The sequence below is a fragment of the Nocardiopsis sp. FR4 genome (assembly GCF_009830945.1).
Classification (GTDB): Bacteria; Actinomycetota; Actinomycetes; order Streptosporangiales; family Streptosporangiaceae; genus Nocardiopsis.
The window spans coordinates 21,424-41,383 of sequence record NZ_VWVV01000040.1 but is presented as its reverse complement, the minus strand read 5'-3'; the positions used below and the strand labels follow the sequence as shown (position 1 = coordinate 41,383).

Sequence of the window (19,960 nt, the reverse complement as noted above, 5' to 3'; positions counted from 1 at the left end):
GATCCCGGTGCAGATACGATGGCTCAAGGCCGTGCGGGCCCATTTTGACGTCACAATCATGATCGTCCCGCACGGCCGTTCGCATGCTCAGGCCGGGATGTCAGCTATCGCGCACCACGTCGTTACCAGGCGACGGATGGTCTCCGCGGCAGACCCCTGTACGTCGACACCACGTGGTTGTCCCGCCAAGGACGTATTCGCGGCCTGCTCTGGATCTCGGATGTCCTCAGCAGCGTCAAGGGCCCCGAGTCCCCGCAGGGCTTCCATGGCCTTGCGCCGATCGGTGAGCCCGCGCCCGGCCTCGGCCCGCGTGATGGTGCTCTGCGCCACCCCGCACATCCGCGCCAACGCCTCCTGCGACAGCGAACGCACCCGACGACGAAGGAAACGGACCACCGCCTGGGCATCGCGCTCCCGGACCGCGCCGATCATCTCCGGATCCTGCCACACCCACGCCGGAATGCAGCCGCACGCTCCACGACCACCATGACGAGGGCGCCCGCAGTTCCCGCAGATCATCGGCCACTACTCCGCTCGCTCGGGAAGGAGTTCCTCCACCGCGGCAAGAGCCTGCCGCCACGGGAACCGGTCAAAGGCCCCACCGCCCTGCCCCGGGGGATGCGGCACGAACGCTCCCTCTCCGAGGAGCACGCGTACGCCCTCCTGGCGCAGGGAAGTGACACTGCGTTGGAAGGGCTGGCGTCGGGTGTAGGCCGCGTTCACGAACGGGAGGACCACCACCGGCAGGCCGAGTCCGATCCCCTCGTTGAGCACGTCTAAGGCGTAGTTGTCGGCGATACCGTTGGCGAGTTTGTTAACCGTGTTGAAGCTCGCGGGAGCGACAACGACCGCGTCGGCCTTCGGAGAACGCGGCTCTCCTGGAGCGCGGTGCCGGCTTCGCACCGCACGTCCGGTGAGTTCCTCCACGGCCTGAGGATCGAAGAAGCCCAGAGCGGTGGGTGTGGCGATCACCTGGACCTGCCATCCCCGGGTCAAAGCCGGAGAGACCAACCTGTCCACGTGTTCGGCCGGTCCCGCAGCGCATACGACGACGTACAGGGTCCTGACAGCGCTCATTGGACCACCCCACCCGATTCGCCAGCTGGGTGAGTCCACGCTTGAGACGTCCGGTCGAACGCGTGCGCAGCTCCTCGGTAAGATTGTGCACCGCGGGCCGCTCGTCGAACTCTTCGAGCGCCAGGTTCTCCACCACCGCCAGTTCGGTGCAGGTCTCGCGCAGTCCGCGTGTCGCGTTCACGGACCGCAGCCCTCGCCTCCGAGGCTCGCCGCCCCCAGGCCGGGATACAGCCACACACTCCACATCCATTGTGGCGAGTGCGTCCGTGGTTAGTGCAGGTCATCGGCTGCTACTCCGTTACTTCGGTGGCGTGCTCCTCGGAGGGCTGGTCGTCTGGATGGCACCGGTTCGTTCGACCGCTGCCTTCTCACGTATCCGGTGTCCAGGGCCAGGGCCTGTTACCACGGCGTCCTCGCAAGCAGTCGATGCGTAGCTGTGCCTGGTCCCGCATCGACGGTCTGGCTGCGTGCTGAGCAAAGTAGAGCGTCATCCGCAGTTCTCGGATGTCACGCATCACCGTGAATCCGGGCCATCGGACCACGTCATATCCGCCGTAGGACTCGACGAACCGGGTGTAGTCCGCTTGGTCGAGCCACGTCACTGTGCTGGTCTTCATGGCTGTGGAGACCAGGTCCCACTCCGGAGGACCGACCGAGCAGCGTTCAAGGTCCAGTAGGACCGCTGTCCCGTCGGTGCAGCGTGCGACGTTTCCGGTCCACGCATCACCGTGGACCACGCTCTGCGGCTGCCCTTCAGGCAGTCGGTCCCATGCCTGTTCGAGATGGTCTAGCCGGCAGCTGAGCCAGTTCAGGTCTTCCGTGGAGAAGAAACCCGACGCGTCCGCGATGCGATCGCGTAGACGGACGAACGGGTCCAGTGTTCCCAGCTCCAGGTGCTCAGGGAGTGGAAGCGAGTGCAGGCGTCGAAGCAGGCGGGCGACATCGGTCACGGTGCCGGGAGTGTGCTCGGGCAACAACTCCCAGAAGGTGACCGCGCGGTCTTCGACCAGTATCGGTTGCTCGACGGACAGGGGGCGTACAGCCGGGACACCTGCGCTGGCCAACCACCGGGCCACGTCCACCTCACGCTGGGCAGCCTTGACTTGTCCTGGCCTTGAAATGCGCACGATGGTGTCGGCGAATTGGAAGATCGCGTTCTCCCCAAGCCGTACCGGGCGGGCTTGATTTGCCTCAAAGGAGAGCTGTGCCGCCTTCAGCGCTGGAGAGAGGAGGTGTTCGTAGAAGGTTCCAGTCGTCATACCTGTCCTTGTGTGGCGCTCGCCGTGTACTCGCTGAGCTCGTGTGCCTGATGGCGGGCAGCCGTGGTGCTCAGCTCACGCAGGTCATCCTGGGCGCGCTTGGACTGCACCTGCCCCATGTCCTCCAAGGCGGCGAGAGCGGTGGTCTGGGCCTGGTCGGGGTCGCTGAACCGCATCTGGAGGGAGGCCAGTTTGATCCCGGATATTGCCCGGGATCTCCGATAAGCATCCGTGTGGCCGTTCACAGCCGTCGCGAGCCGGCTCTCCGCTTCCTCGGCAGGGCCTGCTCCGACCACTGCCAGATCCCACAGGGCGTGTCCCGTGTCGCCGTGGTGCTGGGCCTCGTCGTAATAGGCCATCCACGGAGGAGGGGCGACACCAGTCGTACGGGAGAAGGCTTCGTCAGCGGCACCGATCGCCGCCAGGCATGCCTGCGTGTCCTGAAGTTTGGCGTACGCTCGCGCTCTGGCGGTGTGCAGCATGGCCTGCTCGGGAGCGGAAAGGCGATCGGCCCGGACCAAACCCAGTTCAGCGAAGGTGAGTCCTTCTTCTGGGCGTTGGCACCAGATTTCCTGCCGGGCCCGGTTGGAGAGGATCTTGGCGCGCAGTCGCCAGTCGTCTGCTTCCTCCGCGGCCTGGGCCGCGAATGCGAACATCCTTCGGGCGTCACTGTGCGCGTAGGCATCGAATGCCATGAACCCGCTGACCATGGACAACTGAGCCACTGCTGAGAAAGTGGCGGCACGTAACTGCACGGGAATCGAACGGTCAAGAAGTTCCACAGCCCACCGCAGGTGAGCCGTCACTGCGGCCCGAACCCCCGCTCCTCCGTAACCGTGGTCCCAACTGGCGAAAACGGTCGCTGCTTGGTGAACCTGGTCCAGATCAGCGGGGCTGACAGCGGACGGCATGGTCTGTACGTCACCGGCAAGTCCCAGTAGAGGCGCTGCTGCCACGCTTGTTCCGGCTGTACGAAGGAAATGTCGTCTCTCCACGTCCTCCAGCTTCGCCGGAACCACGCCTGGTTGGCCACTGCGGACAGCCTCCGGGGGAGTGAGGGGCCGCACCTTCTCTGTTCTGTCGAGAGGCGCTCCGAGCCCTTGGAGGGCTTCTATGGCCTTGCGCCGGTCGGTGAGTCCTCGCCCCGACTCGGCTCGGGTGATGGTGCTCTGCGCGACTCCGCACATCCGCGCCAGCGCCTCCTGTGACAGTGAACGCACCCGGCGCCGGAGGAATCGCACCACCCTCTGGGCATCGCGTTCGCGGACCGCATCGACCACTTCCGGGTCCTGCCACACCCACGCCGGAATGCAGTCACACGCTCCACGGCCGTCGTGGCGCGGGCGTCCGCAGTTCCCACACATCGGAGCCTCCTCCGTCACCTGGGGGTGTAACGAGACGACCTCACAGTAGCGGTGAATCCGGCCTCTGTTCAGTCCCTTCTGAATCTGTCCAGTTGGATCCAAGGAGGTTTGCCCTCGTCATGTTCTGTGAATCGAACAGCACGCATAATTCGAACACCGTGCTTAACCGCACTCGCATAGGTTTGTCCGCTGAACACCACAACACTGCCGTGCATGAGCACAACAGCAATAGAGCCGGAGCTTCGGCCTCCCCAGCGCAGGACCGATGCTGCGGCTTTCCCTGATTCTGCGCCCCACATCCACGCTCTGGTCCAGGTACTGGCCCAGCTGGTGAACGACAACGGAGCACAGGCCGGTGTGGTCTTCGGGCGCGACGGTCTGTACCTGGCCCGGGCTGGAATGGACCAGGTCCGCGCGGAGCGGACTGCCGCGGCCCTCAGTTCCCTTCGACAGCTCGCTTCGGGGATCGCACGGCAGCAGAGGCGCGGGACTGTGGAGACCGTACTGGTGCGCTACCAGCACGGCGCCGTCGTCGTCACGCCGATCACGGATGGCGCCGCAGCGGCGCTCGTGGTGGGGGAAGCGGTGTCGGTTCAGGAGGCGGCCCGTGCCCTGTCCCTGTTCGCAGAAGCCGCCGAAGGGCTTCTACCGCCGCCGCAGAGTCCGTTCGTGAGCCGAACCGCCGAAACGGGAGCGCGGGTATGACCTCGGTCGCCCCCACCCCGTTGACGGTTCGCCCCCGTACCCGGATCCTCATGGACACCCTGGTGCAGGCCACTCCGTCGGTACCGGCTTCCTATCGCCCGGACCTTCCCGAGTTGGCCGCCTCGGTGTGGCGGTATTGCCGTGGCTCGGGTTACCCGGTGACAGTCGCCGAAATCGCGGCACGGCTGGGGGTCTCCCCCGCTCTGGCCGGGGTCGTGGTCTGTGACCTGGCCCAGCTGGACCTGGTCCGTGTCGTGCGCTTTCCGGCTCTGGCCGCGCGGCTGCGTTCATGGGCCTGCGGCGGGCGTGTGGATCCTCCCGTTCCCCAGGTGGCCAAGCTCCTCGTCGTGGGAGGCCCCGACGGTGACGTGCGCAGGTGCCTGGAACATCTTGCCGACACCGGCATCCTCTCCCTGCACGAATCGCCCCGCGTGGACCTGGCGGTGAACCGCATCACGCAGGACCTGCACCTGGTGGGGTTCGGCGTGGTGGTGCACGCGCAAGCGCAGGTGTGGGCCGACCTGTGCCGCGATGCCTTCGGCGCTCTGGTGGTCGCCGATCCCACCACGCCGGAGCACACCGCAGACCTGGTCAAGGCCCTACGGGAGTTCGGCGTCGCGCTGGTGGTCGTGGTCCCGGTGCGCGAGGACGCCGAGTTCTCCCCGGAACAGATCCGTGCCACGGCGGGCCTGACCGAGGACGTTCCGGTGGTGGCAGCCGACCTGGACTCGCCCACCTCCAGCGCCGGAGGGCTGATGGACCTGTGCACCTACCTGCAGAGCGGAGGCCAGCGATGAGGCAACCCCGTGCGGTGGTGTTCGGCTCCGGGCATTCGGGGATGACCCTGGCCACCGGACTGCTGGCGGACGGGTGGCGCGTGGATGTGTTCACCCGCCACTCCACACCCGAACTCCTGGGCGGCCCCGCCGGACTCACCCAGATCACCCTGCCGTCGGTACGCGCCGCCGAGCGCTCCCTGGGTCTGGACCTGTGGGCCACCACCGCCCCCGAAGCCCGCAGCCTGCGCATGGCGATGGTCCCCGACCATCAGGAGCCGTGGAGCTTCACCGCCACGTTGGACGCCGCGGCCACCGCCGTCGACCACCGGTTGAAGACGGCGTACTGGCTCCAGCGCTTCGAGTCTCTGGGCGGCGGAGTCCACGTCAAGACCTGCACCGTCGCCGACGTGGCCTCATTCGCCTCATCGGGAATGTATGACCTGGTCGTCGCCGCCCCCGGGGTGGACAGCGACCTGGGCCGCCTCTTCGCCCCGGATCAGCTCCGCATCGGTGGCGCCACCGACCGTGTGGCGGTGCAGGCGCACCTGGACGGCTTCGCCCGCGCCCCCGAGGACACCGACATCCAGGTGACCACCCACCCTCACGGTGAGATCCTGATCTACCCGGTCCTCGCCCACGACGTGCTCAGCCCCGCCCAGGTCCGCGAGCTGTCCGGCAAGGACGACGCCCAGATCGACGTCGCTCCGTACTGGGCCACCTGCGTGCAGGTGCTGGCGCGCCCGGGCAGCACCCTGGACCCCGATCCCGCCGTGAACGCCACCTCGGGGCCCACAACGAAGGCCGGTCTTCCCTCCCGGCACGGCCAGCACGCCCAGGCCGCGTGGAACCACGTGCTGTCGCACCTGGCCGTGCTCGCCCCGGAGCTGGCCGAGCAGTGCGCCAAGGCCAACGTGATCCCCCACTCAGAGCTGGTGCGTCAGATCCGCCCCCAGGTACGCCACCCCGTCACCGTCCTCGACGGTGTACCGGTACTGGGTATCGGGGACGCCACGGTGACGGTCGAACACGCCTCCGGGCAGGGCGCCGGAGCCTCCACCCTGGTCGCCACCACCGTCCGCGACCAGATCCGGCAACAGCGTCACGTCAACGGGCCCTTGGACCGCGACTTCCTCACCGGTGCCTGGGAGGCGTACTGGGCCCGCCACGGCCAGTACACCAGCGGCTTCGGCGAGTTCGTCACCGGTTACTGGAATGGCGCCCTGTCGGAGGCCCTGCTGAAGGCCTTCGCCGAGGCCGTGGCCACTCCCGAAGGCGCCAACGCCTGGGCCGCCGGACTCGACGACCCCGCGCGCATGGCCCACTTCCTCGCGCGCTGAACCTCTCCCCCCGCACGAAGGGTCTTCTGCCGTGCCTGAGCACACCTCACCACCGCAATCCATCCCCAACCCGAAGCTGTACAGCCCTCGCAACCTCGCCCGCTACAACAAGCTCGTCATCGAGTTCTCACACACATGGGCGTGGAAGTTGGACAACGACGCCCTCCTGGACCTGTACCTGCGGCATGTCTCCGATCGCCATCTGGAGATCGGCCCGGCCGACGCTCACTTCCTGGACCGGACACCGGCCCCCGCGCTCGCTCACCAGTGGCACGTGGACGTACTCGACCTCAACCAGGCCGCGTTGGACATGGCCGTGGGAAAGCTCGCCGGTCGAGCCCAGGTCAGCCCGCACCGGCACGACATTCTCGTGAAACCCTGGCCGCTCACGGGCCGCTCCGTCGATTCGATCGCGTGCGGCAACGTGCTGCACTGCGTCCCGGGAGCTGGGTTCCGCGCCAAAGCGGTGGCCTTCTCCGAGATGGCCCGGGTCCTGTCCGACGACGGTGTGGCCTGGGGGTATACGCTGCTGGGCTCCCAGGATCCGGTGATCCGTCCCAATCTGCTGGCCCGTGGACTCATGTGGGTCTACAACCGCCCCAAGGCCAACACGTTCCACAACCGGGGCGACTTCTACGCCGACCTACAGGACGTGCTCGGCCTGTGCTTCTCCCAGGTGAAGGTGCACGTGATGGGGTGCGCGGCGGTGTGGGTGGTGCGGGGGCCGCGCCGATGACGACCACATCCACCGGCCGTGACCCGGTCGCGATCATCGGCATGGGCTGTCGCCTTCCCGGTGGCATCACCACTCCCGCCCAGCTGTGGCAGGCCCTGCTCCAGGGCCGGAACTGCGTCACCCGTATCCCCGAACAGCGGTGGAAGGCCATGGTCGGGCGGTTGCACCCAGACCAGGTGCCCGCCGAGCCGTTCCCCGCCGGGGTCGTGGACATCGACGCCTTCGACGCCGCCTTCTTCGGCATTCCCCCGGACGAGGCCGTGGAGATGGACCCCCAACAGAAGCTGCTGCTGGAAACCGTCTACGAAGCCCTCGCCAACGCCTCCCTGCGCCCCTCCCTCCTCGCGGGAACGCGCACCGGGGTCTACGTCGGGGCGGCCAGCACCGACCAGGCCGCGATCAACTTCGGTGCCGGGCACCGGGCCGGGGTCTACACCTCCTCCGGTGCGGGCATGGCGATCCTGGCCAACCGGATCTCCTACCTGCTGGACCTGTCCGGGCCCTCGTTGAGCATCGACACCGCGTGCTCCTCCTCGCTGACCGCGTTACACCAGGCTGTGCGCGCCCTGCGCTCGGGCGAGGTGGACCTGGCCCTGGTGGCCGGGGCGAACGTACTCACCGCACCGGTGATCACCTCCTCCTTCGTGGAGGCTGGAGTGCTCTCCCCCACCGGGCGGTGCGCTCCCTTCGACCAGGACGCGAACGGGTACGTGCGCTCAGAAGGCACGGTCGTGCTCGTGTTGAGGCGTGCCCTGGACGCGCACGAGGGCGGGCACCGGGTGTGGGCCCATGTGGCTGGCACCGCCATCGGCCATGGCGGGCACTCCACACACCTGCTCGCGCCCCGGATCGAGCGTCAGGCGGCGGTGATCCGTCAGGCGTTGGCCGACGCCGCTCTGAGCCCGGGCCAGGTGGGATGGGTCCAGGCCCATGGCACCGGTACCCGGGCTGGGGATCGGATCGAGGCCACCGCCCTCGCCCACGCCCTCCCACACCGACTTCCGATACCGGTGGGGTCGGTCAAGGGCAACCTCGGCCACCTCGAAGGCGCGGCCGGGGCGCTCGGGGTGATGGTTGCCGCGCTGGCCGTACACCACGGCACGGTTCCGCCCACCCTGCACCACCGCACCCTGCGCAAGGGCCTGGAGAAGCTGGTGCGCGTGCCCACCCATGTCGAGGAGTGGCCGAACACCGAGGAAGGTCACCCCAGGGTCGCCGGGGTGTCCTCGTTCGGGTTCGGCGGGGCCAACACCCACGCCCTCATCACCAGCGCTCCCACACCCGGGCGGCCCGCAGTGGAGGATCCGGTGCCTCTCCCCGAAACCGTGATGATCTCGGCGCACACCGGGCACGCGCTCACTGACGCCGCAGGTCGTCTGGCTGAACGCGTCCGCACCGGGGGGTCGGTGGGGGTGGTCGCGGACACCGCTCTCAGACACGGTGGCCACCACCGGTACCGGGCCGCGGTGGTCGCCCCCGACCTGGAAACCCTGGCCCAAGGACTGGGCAGCGTCCAGGGCCACACGCCGCATCCGGCCGTGATCGGTCCCGGCGTGGGTCCCGATTCCTGGCCGTGGGTGGTGTTCGTCTACACCGGGCACGGCGGCCACCAGCCCGACGCCGGGGCCGACCTGATGCGCCTGCCCGCCTTCGCCGATCCCGTCCAGCAGGCACGTGAGGCTCTCAGCGAGCACACCGGCTACCCGGTGTGGAGGCCGGGACAGGAGATCACCTCCTTCGCCGATGCCCAGCACTGCACGTTCCTCACTCAGGTCGGGCTCACGCACCTGCTGGCCCAGCGCGGCATCATCCCTGATGCCGTGCTGGGGCACTCAGTGGGTGAGATAGCCGCCGCCTCCACCGCGAGCGCCCTGCCCCTGGGGGAGGCAGCGCGGGTACTCGCCCACCGCAGCCGCCTGCTGAGCGGGCTCTCCCACGAGGGTGGGCTGTTGGCCGTCCGCGCGGGGGTCGACAGAACCACGGACTTGCTGGCCCCCTACGCCGGAAGCCTGTCCATCGCCTCCTACAGCGCGCCGCAGGTGCAGGTCGTGGCCGGACCCCACGCGGAACTGCTCCACCTGCACACCGCCCTCGACGCCGAGGGGATCTGGTCCCGGCCGGTGGCCAACGCCATCCCCGCCCACTCCCCCGCCGTCGACCCGCTCGTCCCCGAACTCGAAGACGCTCTGCATGGCTTGCGCACCACGGCTCCCCGCCTTCCCCTTCTCTCCACCGCCTACCCCGACGACGATGCGATGGGGCCACGGTTGTGGAGCCCGGCGTACTGGGCCGACCAAGCACGGCACCCAGTGCGCTTCACCGACGCTCTGCGCACCGCCGTCTCCAGTTCTCGCAGGAAGCCGGTGGTGTTCGTGGAAATCGGGCCCCGGGCGCTACTGGTGGAACACATCGTCCACACCCTCGGCGAAGACCACCCCGCGCTGGCCGCCACCACCGACCCGACCACCTTCGCCCGGACCATGGGTGAGCTGTACACCTCAGGTATTACCCCACTGGGCCCCATCCACCGCGCCCACCCCGACGTGGTCATTCCGCCCGGATGGGACCACACCGGCGCTGCCCCCACGCCGACCACCAGGACCGAGGAGGATCCCACGCCTCCCCCGGAGGGAGTGGCCGCTCACCTGAGCGAGGAGATCACTCGGCTGCTCCACCTGCCCGATGGTGTGGACATGTCCGCCTCCTGGGCCGAGCTGGGCATGGAGAGCTACCAGCTGCTTCAGCTCACCTCGCGGCTGCGCCGCGTTCGGGCCTGGAAGAGCGTGGACATCCGACTCTTCCTGCCCGAGCGGCGCATGTTCGACGTCGCCGCGGACCTTCAGGCCCTGCTCCAGACCCCACCGGAGGGGCGGTCGGCCGTTCTCCCCTGACCCCGGACCGACCACCCCGGGGTGTCCTCGCCCCCGCTGGGCCCGGGCGAGGACACCCCACTTTTCCAGGGACCGCCATGTCTGTTATCGACTACGCCCGCGCTGCGTGCCGCAGCACCAGCATCGACCCCGACGCCCTCTACGTCACCGGTAAAGCCCAACACGAGGTCACCCCGCTGTGCCGAAGTTGTCGGGTGCGCATCGCCTGCCTGAGTGAAGCGTTGGAGAACCGGATCGAGTTCGGCATCTGGGGTGGCATGACCGAACGCCAGCGCCGTGCTCTGCTGCGGCGCCACCCCCATGACTGGGACCTGGTGATCACCACCGGTCCGCTCACCACGACAGGAAAACGATGACCACCACTTCCCTCACACCGCCAGCTCTAACGCCACGACGCGCCCGCACCCTGCTCGCCGCAATCGTGCTCGTGGCCTACGCGCCCTCCTACATCCCCGTGCTGGCCCCGCAGGTCCCCCATGGGCCTGCAAGCGCTCCGACACCAACCACGTGAGCGGAGAACCCGGAGGGCTGAACCCACTACGCCCACAACCTCACCCTGGCCCTGATCCAGCTGTGTCCTGGCCACCCGGGTGGTGGGAACGAACATCCGCGACAGCCCGGGGCTGTTTTCCCGTCCGAGCGCGTTGCCGGTCACACCATCCGGCTGCGACCGTACCCGGGCGCGAAACCCCCTGCACGGTGAGCCATGACTTGAGGTCCGCAGGAGCGGGGTTTCGGCCCCTTGTCCGACAGGCGCAGGCACCTCCTCCGCCGGGTTTGTGCCGGGCCCGTTTCCCGCACCGATCCGGACACCACCCATCAACGCGATTTTCCCCCAGACCGCCCGGTCGCGCCTGCCCGCGAGGCCGGTGCCCGAGGCCGCCCGCGGGGAGAGCCGACCCGGATTGGGCCCCACCACAACCCTCACCCAGCGTTCAAATCCGTGGCGGACCGTCACCACCAGCAGGCAGGATCACCACCGCACCCCACCCTGTCGATGAGGAGTTCGATGCGTCGTTTCCGCAAACGCCCACCCGCCCCCACCACCGCGGCCCCAGCCGAACCGCAGATGAAACCCACCCGCTACTACCCCTGGGTCGACCAGCTCCAACGCCTGACGGTGTGGGTGATCCTGACCCGGCTGCCCCGGATGATCCTCCGCGTCCTGAAACTGGCCTGGCAGGCCAGCCGCATCGACACCCTCGCTACCCTGATCCTGAACGTCGCGGCCGGCGTAGCCGGTGCGATCAGCCTGATCGCCATCGCCCGCGTGCTGGAGTCCCTGCTGGCCCAAGGCCCCACCCCCGAACGGTTGCAAGCGGCCCTGCCCTCCCTGCTCGCGCTCGCCGCCCTGCTCACCCTGCGCGGAGCCCTGACCCTGGGGGCGGGGTGGGCGCAGGCACGGCTGGGCCCCCAGGTGGAGCGGGCCATGGAGATCGAGCTGTTCTCCCTGACCGCCCGCACCCGCCTGGAGTCCTACGACGACTCCGACTACAACGACGCCCTGGCCCGCGGGCGTGACCGGGGCATCTACGAGTCCTCGTCCCTGATCGCCAACGCCATCGACGTGCTCAGCGGCCTCATCGGGTTGCTGGCCGTGGCCGGGGTGCTGACCGTCCTGCACCCCGTCCTCGCCCCCCTGCTGGTGGTGGCGGTGCTGCCCACCGGGTGGGCGGCGATGCGGGCCGCGCGCATCCGCTACACCAGGCTGCGGGAGCTGACCACCACCGACCGCCACCGCTACGTGGTCGGCACCCTGCTCGCCGACCGCACCTCGGCCGCCGAGCTGCGCGCCTACAACATGGCCCCCGGGCTGCTGCGCGAGTACACCAGTATCGCCGACCAGGTGCGCGCGGTGATGCTGGACGTGGCCCGCCGCCAGACCCTGGTGCGCGGCACCGGCGAAGCCGTGGGAGCACTCGCCCTCCTCGGCGTCTACGCCGCCCTGGTACTGCTGCTGATGAGCGGGCAGATGCCGTTGGCCATCGCGGGGGCCGCGTTCGTGGCCATCCGGCAGGGCACCGGCGCCCTGGACCGGCTCACCCACGCCCTCACCAGCACCTACTCGTCCGGGTTGTACGTCGATGACGTGTACCAGGTGTGCGAACAGACCCGCCGCAACCTGCCCCGCCCGGGCCGGTGCGACCTGCCCGGCCCGCTACAGGCCCTGGCCGCCACCAACCTGCACTTCTCCTACCCCAACCAGGAACGCGAGGCCCTGAGCGGGGTGGACATCACCCTGCACCAGGGGGAGGTGGTGGCGTTGGTGGGCGAAAACGGCTCCGGCAAGTCCACGCTGGCCAAACTCATCGCGGGCCTGTACACCCCCGCCCAGGGACGCATCACCTGGAACGGCCAAGACCTCGCCGAGATCCGCATCGAACAGGTCCGGGACCGCATCGGGCTGATCAGCCAGGACTACACCCAATGGCCCTTCCCGGCCCTGCGCAACGTCACCATGGGCGGCCCCGACGAGGCCGTGGACCGCCAGCGACTGGAACGCGCCCTGGCACTCAGCGGCGCCGACGAGGTCATCGCCTCCCTGGACCAGGGCCTGGACACCGTGCTCGACAAACGCTTCGAGGGCGGCGCCGACCTGTCCGGGGGACAAAAACAGCGCATCGCCGCCGCTCGGGGCCTGTACCGGCGCGCGGACCTGGTCATCGCTGACGAGCCCACCGCCGCCTTGGACGCCCGCGCCGAGAAACGCCTGTTCGACACGTTGCAGGCCGCCGCCCAGGACGCCACCGTGCTACTCATCACCCACCGCCTGGCATCGGTACGCCAGGCCGATCGCATCTACGTGCTCCAGGAGGGCCGGGTCGCCGAGCACGGCACCCACGAGCAACTCATGGCCCAGGAAGGCCTGTACGCCGAACTGTTCAGCATCCAGGCCAACGCCTACCACGGGCTGACCACCCCAGAGGCGGGCTGACACCTCTTGGCGGAGCACCCTCGTGTTCTCATCCAAAAGCCAGTACACGAGGGTGCCCCACCGCCAGGCCCCCTTGGAGGTCACACACTCTCGGAGTCGTGGGAATCCGGGTCCGAAAAACGCAGGACACCGGCAGGCACCACCGCCATCGCGCATCGTCAGACTGCGGTGTCAGTCCGCGGGAAGCTCCTGTTCCTTCACCCCGCCGAGAGATTCGGCGATGGCCGCGAACTCGGTGAAGGCAGCCTGCAAGTCCTCCACGAGCTCGGCGGCGATGACCTCCGGCGGTGCCAGGGAGTCGGCGTCATCCAACCCGGGGTCGCGCATCCAGGTGATGTCCAGGTTGACCTTGTCGCGGGCCAAGAGCTCTTCGAGAGTGAATGCCTTGAACCGCTCCGTCTCAGCCCGGTTCGCGCGGTCCTCTCCCGGCTTGTAGCACGCAACGAAGTCGTCCAGGTGGGCTCGGGTCAGCGGGTTCTGCTTGAGGGTGAAGCGCTGTCCGGTGCGGAAGTCGTAGACCCACAGCTTTTCGGTCCACGGCTGGTTCGGCCTTGCTGGCTTCTTCTCGAAGAAGAGCACGTTCGCCATCACACCGCCCGCGTAGAAGATCCCCTTGGGCAGGCGCAGCATCGTGTGCAGGTCGAACTGCTGGAGCAGCCTCCTACGGATGGTCTCGCCCGCGCCGCCCTCGAAGAGCACGTTGTCAGGCACTACCACTGCGGCCCGGCCGTGGATTTCCAGCAGTGAGGCGATGTGCTGGAGGAAGTTGAGCTGCTTGTTGGTGGTGGTGACCCAGAAGTCCTGGCGGTTGTAGGAGATCTCCTCTCGGTTCGCCTTGCCATCGTCCCCGAAGACGGTGATGGAGGACTTGCGTCCGAACGGAGGGTTGGCCAGGACCAGGGAGGCGCGCTTGGCAGGGGGTTGTGCCAGGGAGTCCCCCACCGTGATGAGCTGGGGACCGCTGTGCTTGCCGATTCCGTGCAAGAGCAGGTTCATCGCGGCCAGGCGTGCGGTGCCGTCGACGAGCTCGTTGCCCCAGATGCCACCGCGCTGAATGTGCTTGCGCTGCTCAGGGGTGAGGGGAGTGGTCTCAGCTTGCTTCTGGATGTAGGCGTGGGCGGCGAGCAGGAAGCCACCGGTGCCGACGGACGGGTCGGTGATGGTGTCGTCGGGGGTCGGCTGGACGCAATCCACCATGGCGTCGATGAGCGGCCGAGGCGTGAAGTACTGCCCGGCGCCGGTCTTGGTGTCCTCCGCGCCGGCCTCAAGGAGGGCCTCGTAGGCGTCCCCGTTGACGTCGACGCCCTGGAGTGACCAGTTCTCCTTGTCGATGTAGTCCTGGATGAGGCGCTTGAGCTTGGCCGGGTCCTGGATCTTGTTCTGTGCCTTGCGGAAGATCAGGCCGAGGGTGCCGGGCTGGTTGCCGAGGTCTTCGAGCAGGTGACGGTAGGCGATCTCCAGTTCGTCGCCGTCGTTGTTGATCAGTTCCTGCCAGCCGCGATTCTTCCAGACAGGCCCGTCGGGGAGGATGCGCTCCGGGTTGAGGCGGCGGTTCTCCCGTTCGTGCGCCATCTTCAGGAAGAGCAGGAAGGTGAGTTGTTCGACGTAGTCAATGGTGGAGACGCCGTCATCGCGCATCACGTTGCGGAAGTTGATGAGCTTGCGGACGAGCCGCTGTGTCTCGGGGGCGCGGGCAGGATCGGTCACAGCTTCAGAACTCCAAGGCGGTCTGCTCACCGGCGTGCACCGGCTGAGGATCTTCGGGGGCGCGTACGTCAGCGGCGGAGGCCAACCGCGTAGAGGTTTTGATGGTAGATCGCCGCGCACGCTTGGGCTTGGGGACGGAGGCCCGCTCACTCCAGGCCCGTTCCAGCAAAGCAGCGGCGGCCTCGTCGGAAGGGTCCTGCGGAACGAGCTTTCCAGTGAACGCCGTGTTCAGGAGTGCTTTCCTGAGAGCAGTCGCCTTGGCTCTGGCTGACGCCAGTTGTTCGGCGGTCCTGTCGAACACCGCCATAGCATTTTCGAGCTTCTTGACGAGCTCAGCCTGTTCCTCCTCCGGGGGGACGGGGACAGGTAGGAGCCTGATCTTGGACAGGCTGATCGAGGCCAGGTTCACGCTCTGCTTGCCGTTGGCTTGGCACCAGCGTTGACCGAACTCGTTCGCATGCCAGGACAGCAGCTTCGGGTGGATCACCCCATCCCGTACTCGTGCTCTGAAGACATGGTTCTGATGGATGCACCCGGGGATCTGCCCCTCCCAGATCCAACCGCGTCCCAGTTTGTCGCGGTCACCTCCCTCGTTGAGGAGAACGTCTCCGGGCAGGAGCTCCAGCTGCGAAGCCTTCTCCGGGGGGACCCGAATTGTATTGACCTGGGTGAGGTCGAGTACACCCTTCTGGACGTTCGCCACCCGGAGGTAGGGGACTTCGGCGCAGTCAGGGTCACTCTGCTTCCGAGCGTCCTTCGTCACGCCGCCGACCACGTCGGCGATCTCCTGGAGGCGCTTCCACTCCCAGCCAGCGGGCAGGTTGGGGATCATGCCGTCATCAACAGCAGCGGGAGTGAGCTGCGCGGAAGTCTCAGCACCACCTCTACCTCGCCCCAAGCAGGTGTTCTCCACGAAGCGAGCGCGTAGGTGCACCAACCGTACTTGCGCTTGGGCCAGCTGCCGGTCAGCCATGTCCAACCGCGAAAGCTCAGTCTCCAAGGCACCAATAACCCGCCGCTGCTCAGCAAGCGGAGGAACGGGAAAAGAAATATCCATAAGGCGGGTGGTTTGAACCGAAGCAACGGTCGTCCCTGATTTACGACAGGAACGGAGAACGAACTGCTCCATCCAGCGAAGCCCCCAGGCAAGCCAACGAGCATCCACCGCCTCGTTCGGATGAATCGCTTTCATATCCTGGTTGAGCGTTACTTCTCCCACTGTCAGTGCAACAGGGAAACGCCTCTCAAGGACACCGGAGCGGACCACGAAAGCTACTGAATTCTCCGGCACCAAGCGCACAGGAGAAGATTCCAAAGCCTTCTGCGTAATCGTGTCCTGGACCTTGATCAGGACTTCTTGCCCCATGTCCTTCGGGGAAACCCAAGGTATGGTCCCGTTCTCCCAGAACTCAGGCTTAGCTTTGGAAGGCGTCGCGCCTCCATACCACTGGCCTAGCTCAGCCAGCCTGGCGGCCGTCCAGCCTGCAGGCAGGTCTTCGGTCACGCGCCCAGCTCCCGTCCCAGTTCATCCAACAATGCTTCCGCCCGATCCTGGCCGAAGGTGACGACGAATCCGTCCACGCCTCCGCGCTCCAGGAACGGGGGCTCGTCTAGGTGCTCGGGCTCGAAGGCGATGCTGGTGGAGATCACGTCGACGATTCTGCGAAGCCACCAGCCTTGTTCTTCGGTGAACTCAGCTCCGGCCTGCTCTTGGCGGGCGATCCATGCCGCGAAGCGCTCCTCGACCAGGCTGCGGTACGGCTTGACCTCGTCGTCCAGTCCCAGCTCGTATCGGAGGATACCGATCAGGTCGACCACTCCACGCGTGGTTCCGGGAAGGTTCGCGGCCTTGCCCATCTGCACGTAGGCGTTGTACAACCCCTCCGGGGTCCAGTTGTACTGCGGCCGGGAGATGGTCGCCGCCAGGGACTTGAGGTTGCGATACACCTCACGCGGTTCCCCGCCCTCGCGGAAGGCCAGCTCGAAGGGAGCGATCTTGTCCTGGTTGGCCTCCATCCACTCCCGGAAGGAGCCCACCCGGCGCGTGGCCAACTCCTCCGAGGAGATACCCGTGGCCTCGATCACCTGGTCGCGGCTGCCCTCGTCGTAAACGATGTCGTGGGCACGGCGGATATCCATCAAGAGGACACGCAGTTCCGGGTTGGCCGCCAGCGGCTTCCACGCGTCCATCAGCAGCTCACGCGGCCCATCATCCCCGTGCAGCCGCCGCGCCTTCTCCTGCTCATCGGGGTCCACCGCCCGCACCAGCCCACCAACGATCTCCCTCAGCGGCTGGCCCGCCACCTGCTCGATCTGGACCCGCTCACCGTCCCCGATCTGGGCGTTGAGCCGCGACAGGCGCCCGGCCAGCGTGGCGGTCTCGTCCTCGGTCAACGACATGGCCGCGGTCTTGTCCATCAGCCGCTTGAGGCTGATCTGCTTCTCGCTCGCCCGAACCAGCGGCTTGGCGTCCACGCGCGGGGAGTCGGTGACCCCGACCGCATCCACGATCACGAACCGGGTCTTGGCCACGGCGTCCGGGGTGACGGCCTGGAACTCGGTGGGGTCGACGGTGCGCGCGCCGCGGCCCTTCATCTGTTCGAAGTAGGCCCAGCTCTTGACGTCGCGCATGAAGAACACGCACTCCAGCGGGCGCACGTCGGTGCCGGTGGCGATCATGTCGACGGTCACGGCGATGCGCAGCTCAGGGCTGTTGCGGAAGGCCTGGATGAGCTGGTCGGGGTTCTTGGCGGCATGGGTGATCTTGACGCAGAAGTCGTCGCCGCGCCCGAACACCAGGCGGGCGAGGCGCACGATGTCCTCGGCGTGGTTGTCGTCGCGGGCGAAGATGAGCGTCTTGGGCACCTCGGTGCGCGGCTTGCCCTGCGCCTCGTCTCCCCCGGGGGGGAACACCTGCGTGAACAGGTTGTCGCGGAAGGTGGTCAGCACGGTGCGGATCTGGTCCTCGGCGATCACCGACTTGCCCAGGTCGGAGGACTTGTAGTCGTAGTCATCCTCCAGCTCCTGGTAGCGCTGGCGGCGGGTCTTGCGGTCCTTGACCGGCACCACGGTCTCCGCGGGGATGGACCCGCCCTGCTCCCCCAGTTCGGTGCGGATGCGGAATACGTCGAAGTCGACGTTGACGCCGTCGGCGACAGCCTGTTCGTAGGTGTACTCGCTGACCAGGTTCTGGTGGAAGAACCCGAAGGTCTGGGCGACCGGGGTCGCGGTCAGGCCGATCAGGTGCGCGTCGAAGTACTCCAGTACCGCGCGCCACTTGCCGTAGATGGAGCGGTGGCACTCGTCCACCACGATGAAGTCGAAGGCCTCCGGGGGCAGGTCGGGGTTGTAGGCGACCTCGGCCGGGCCGTCGATGAGGTCGTAGCGGTCCAGAGCGGAGTCGTCGGTCTCCGCTGCGGGGACCTCGCGTCCGGTCAGGGCCATCCACAGCCGCTGGATGGTGGAGATGACGACCTTGGAGGAGTCGAACATCTGCGCGCCCGAGAGCTGGTCCACCCCGTACAGCTCGGTGAACTTGCGGCCGTCGTCCGGCGGCCGGTAGTTGGAGAACTCGGTGCGCGCCTGTCTGCCGAGGTTGTTGCGGTCCACCAGGAACAAGATCCGCTTGGCGCGGGCGTGTTTGATGAGCCGGTAGCTCTCGGCGACGACGGTGTAGGTCTTACCGGCTCCGGTGGCCATCTGGATCAGGGCGCGCGGGTCGTCCTTGGCCAGGGAGGCCTCCAGACCTTTGATGGCGCGTTCTTGGGCCGGGCGCAGGGGCCCGTTGTCCAGGAAGGTGCTGGGCAGACGGCGCAGGCGAGCGCGCAACGTGGGCGCCTGGTGGTCCTCCTCGGCTTCGGTGATCCACCGTGCCAGGGTGGCGGGCTGGTGGATGGCGAACAGGCGGCGCGAGCGCGCGTCAGGGTCCAGGTCGTTGAAGAAGCGGGTCTCGTTGCCGTCGCACACGTACTGGAAGGGCAGGGTGGCCCGCCAGGCTGAGAGCATCTGGCTGTTGGTCAGCCCGCTGGCGTAGCGGGCGGCTTGGGCCTGGGCGGCGGTCAGGTCGGCGCCCTCGCGCTTGGCCTCGATGACACCGGCCAGGCGGTGGTCAACGTAGAGCAAGTAGTCGGCTCGGCCGACCGCGGTGGAGACCTCTCGCACCGCCACCCCCTGGGCCGCGGTCAGGTTCATCATGTTGACGTCCTGCACCTGCCAGCCGGCCTGGGTCAGCAGCTGGTCGATCTCAGCCCGTACCTGGGCCTCGTTCATGGGCGGGCGGGCGGCGCGCTGGGCGCGCTCGATGAACGCATCGCGCTGGGAAGGGCTGGCCTTGGCGAAGCCGGGGTGGGTGAGGCCGACGCGCAACTGCTCCAGCTCGTCGGCCTGAGCGGTGATGTACTCCCGCAGGGCATCGGAGTCGCGACGGGCCTGTTCGAGCTCGCGCTCGGCCTGCTCGCGGGCCAGCCGTTCGCGCTCCAAGCGGTCGGCGTTACCGTCATAGCGCTCGCGCGCCTGGGCGAGACGCCGCTCGTACTCGGTCAGGGTAGCGCGCAGCTTGGCCAGTTCGCGCTCGTCGGTAGCGGAGCCGGGGACCGGGCCAGTGGTGCCGGGTTGGGGAGCGAGGAAGACCCGGTGGGTGGCATCCCGGGTGATGGAGCGGTGAAGCCAGTCAGCGAGGCGGAAGCAGTTCTCAACCGCGGCCAGGGCGGAGCGGGCGCGACGGTAGTGGTCGTGCGCGGCCTTGTTACCGAGGCTGCGCACGGCCTCGAACCAGTTCTTGACCTCGGGAACGAGCACGCCCGAGCGGTACAGGGCGTTGATCCGGTCGACCTGCCGGTTCCCGTCCACCCGGCAGCTGGTCAGGCGCACGAGTAGCCGGGTGAGGAGCTCACCGAACAGGCGCGCCTTGTACATGGCGGCGTTGGGGTCGGTGTAGACGTAGGACTCGGCCTGGGCTCCCAGGAGCACCAGCTCGTGGTCGTGCTCCAGGAGGAAGCCGAAGTTGGGGGTGCGCTCGGCGATCTGCTTGATGCGCCGCTCGTCATCGGGGGTCAGCGAGGACACTGATGCAGCTCCAAACCACGCTCGGGGGTGAGCAAAGCCTTACAGGCTACACTCTCATTTACTTCCAAGCAAGAGAGCCAGGTGTCCTGCCTACCTAACTTTTCGG

At 67.7% G+C, this 19,960-nt stretch carries 14 protein-coding genes and 1 pseudogene; 7 read left to right on the top strand and 8 right to left on the bottom strand.

Features of this window, described 5'->3' with window-relative positions:
- Nucleotides 1–87 precede the first annotated feature (87 nt).
- The 5 genes and pseudogenes from FYW95_RS27875 to FYW95_RS28675 all read right to left on the bottom strand — a co-directional run.
- Complete coding sequence (locus FYW95_RS27875) at nucleotides 88–432, bottom strand: helix-turn-helix domain-containing protein (RefSeq protein ID WP_236572315.1); 345 nt, start codon at nucleotides 430–432, stop codon at nucleotides 88–90.
- Between the two features lie 93 nt (nucleotides 433–525).
- On the bottom strand, nucleotides 526–1,077 hold the full coding sequence (locus tag FYW95_RS25835) for a flavoprotein (RefSeq protein ID WP_160050939.1): 552 nt from the start codon (nucleotides 1,075–1,077) through the stop codon (nucleotides 526–528).
- A 368-nt stretch (nucleotides 1,078–1,445) separates the two neighbouring features.
- Complete coding sequence (locus FYW95_RS25830; RefSeq protein WP_160050938.1) at nucleotides 1,446–2,336, bottom strand: phosphotransferase enzyme family protein; 891 nt, start codon at nucleotides 2,334–2,336, stop codon at nucleotides 1,446–1,448.
- Nucleotides 2,333–3,118, bottom strand: coding sequence for an NsdA family TPR-like regulatory protein (locus FYW95_RS27870; protein WP_201295044.1), 786 nt, complete (start codon nucleotides 3,116–3,118; stop codon nucleotides 2,333–2,335). The genes FYW95_RS25830 and FYW95_RS27870 overlap by 4 nt, the downstream gene beginning before the upstream one ends.
- Nucleotides 3,119–3,421: 303 nt before the next feature.
- Nucleotides 3,422–3,700: pseudogene (locus tag FYW95_RS28675) on the bottom strand (helix-turn-helix domain-containing protein); the annotation flags it as partial.
- 213 nt (nucleotides 3,701–3,913) lie between these two features.
- Here FYW95_RS28675 and FYW95_RS25820 point away from each other — a divergent pair.
- The 7 genes from FYW95_RS25820 to FYW95_RS25790 all read left to right on the top strand — a co-directional run bounded on the left by FYW95_RS25820 (nucleotide 3,914) and on the right by FYW95_RS25790 (nucleotide 13,083).
- Nucleotides 3,914–4,405 (top strand): roadblock/LC7 domain-containing protein, encoded by a 492-nt coding sequence (locus FYW95_RS25820; RefSeq protein ID WP_160050937.1) that lies wholly within the window; start codon nucleotides 3,914–3,916, stop codon nucleotides 4,403–4,405.
- Nucleotides 4,402–5,202 (top strand): DUF742 domain-containing protein, encoded by an 801-nt coding sequence (locus FYW95_RS25815; protein WP_160050936.1) that lies wholly within the window; start codon nucleotides 4,402–4,404, stop codon nucleotides 5,200–5,202. Before FYW95_RS25820 ends, FYW95_RS25815 begins: the two co-directional genes overlap by 4 nt.
- Nucleotides 5,199–6,521, top strand: coding sequence for a hypothetical protein (locus FYW95_RS25810; RefSeq protein ID WP_160050935.1), 1,323 nt, complete (start codon nucleotides 5,199–5,201; stop codon nucleotides 6,519–6,521). Before FYW95_RS25815 ends, FYW95_RS25810 begins: the two co-directional genes overlap by 4 nt.
- A 31-nt stretch (nucleotides 6,522–6,552) precedes the next feature.
- A complete protein-coding gene (locus tag FYW95_RS25805; protein WP_236572308.1) occupies nucleotides 6,553–7,257 on the top strand; it encodes a class I SAM-dependent methyltransferase in 705 nt (234 codons plus the stop codon).
- Nucleotides 7,254–10,148 carry a type I polyketide synthase gene (locus FYW95_RS25800; protein ID WP_160050934.1) on the top strand — a complete coding sequence of 965 codons (2,895 nt, stop codon included), beginning with the start codon at nucleotides 7,254–7,256 and terminating at the stop codon, nucleotides 10,146–10,148. Before FYW95_RS25805 ends, FYW95_RS25800 begins: the two co-directional genes overlap by 4 nt.
- 77 nt (nucleotides 10,149–10,225) lie before the next feature.
- Nucleotides 10,226–10,504, top strand: coding sequence for a WhiB family transcriptional regulator (locus tag FYW95_RS25795; protein ID WP_160050933.1), 279 nt, complete (start codon nucleotides 10,226–10,228; stop codon nucleotides 10,502–10,504).
- A 713-nt stretch (nucleotides 10,505–11,217) separates the two neighbouring features.
- Nucleotides 11,218–13,083, top strand: coding sequence for an ABC transporter ATP-binding protein (locus FYW95_RS25790; RefSeq protein WP_236572307.1), 1,866 nt, complete (start codon nucleotides 11,218–11,220; stop codon nucleotides 13,081–13,083).
- A 171-nt stretch (nucleotides 13,084–13,254) separates the two neighbouring features.
- Here the strand turns inward: FYW95_RS25790 and FYW95_RS25785 are convergent, their stop codons facing one another.
- From FYW95_RS25785 to FYW95_RS25775, 3 genes are read right to left on the bottom strand one after another with little or no spacing between them, the layout of a single operon-like run.
- A complete protein-coding gene (locus FYW95_RS25785) occupies nucleotides 13,255–14,790 on the bottom strand; it encodes a class I SAM-dependent DNA methyltransferase (RefSeq protein WP_160050931.1) in 1,536 nt (511 codons plus the stop codon).
- 4 nt (nucleotides 14,791–14,794) lie between these two features.
- Nucleotides 14,795–16,294, bottom strand: a complete 1,500-nt coding sequence (locus FYW95_RS25780; RefSeq protein ID WP_160050930.1) for a restriction endonuclease subunit S — start codon at nucleotides 16,292–16,294, stop codon at nucleotides 14,795–14,797.
- Entirely contained in the window at nucleotides 16,291–19,854 is a 3,564-nt protein-coding gene (locus tag FYW95_RS25775; protein WP_160050929.1) for a type I restriction endonuclease subunit R, read from the bottom strand. The genes FYW95_RS25780 and FYW95_RS25775 overlap by 4 nt, the downstream gene beginning before the upstream one ends.
- Nucleotides 19,855–19,960: the final 106 nt, after the last annotated feature.

What these genes read in the sequence shown, in the direction of transcription:
- FYW95_RS27875 (WP_236572315.1), bottom strand. Translation starts at nt 432, where the DNA reads ATGATCGGCGCGGTCCGGGAGCGCGATGCCCAGGCGGTGGTCCGTTTC.
- FYW95_RS25835 (WP_160050939.1), bottom strand. Translation starts at nt 1,077, where the DNA reads ATGAGCGCTGTCAGGACCCTGTACGTCGTCGTATGCGCTGCGGGACCG.
- FYW95_RS25830 (WP_160050938.1), bottom strand. Translation starts at nt 2,336, where the DNA reads ATGACGACTGGAACCTTCTACGAACACCTCCTCTCTCCAGCGCTGAAG.
- FYW95_RS25820 (WP_160050937.1), top strand. Translation starts at nt 3,914, where the DNA reads ATGAGCACAACAGCAATAGAGCCGGAGCTTCGGCCTCCCCAGCGCAGG.
- FYW95_RS25815 (WP_160050936.1), top strand. Translation starts at nt 4,402, where the DNA reads ATGACCTCGGTCGCCCCCACCCCGTTGACGGTTCGCCCCCGTACCCGG.
- FYW95_RS25810 (WP_160050935.1), top strand. Translation starts at nt 5,199, where the DNA reads ATGAGGCAACCCCGTGCGGTGGTGTTCGGCTCCGGGCATTCGGGGATG.
- FYW95_RS25800 (WP_160050934.1), top strand. Translation starts at nt 7,254, where the DNA reads ATGACGACCACATCCACCGGCCGTGACCCGGTCGCGATCATCGGCATG.
- FYW95_RS25795 (WP_160050933.1), top strand. Translation starts at nt 10,226, where the DNA reads ATGTCTGTTATCGACTACGCCCGCGCTGCGTGCCGCAGCACCAGCATC.
- FYW95_RS25790 (WP_236572307.1), top strand. Translation starts at nt 11,218, where the DNA reads ATGAAACCCACCCGCTACTACCCCTGGGTCGACCAGCTCCAACGCCTG.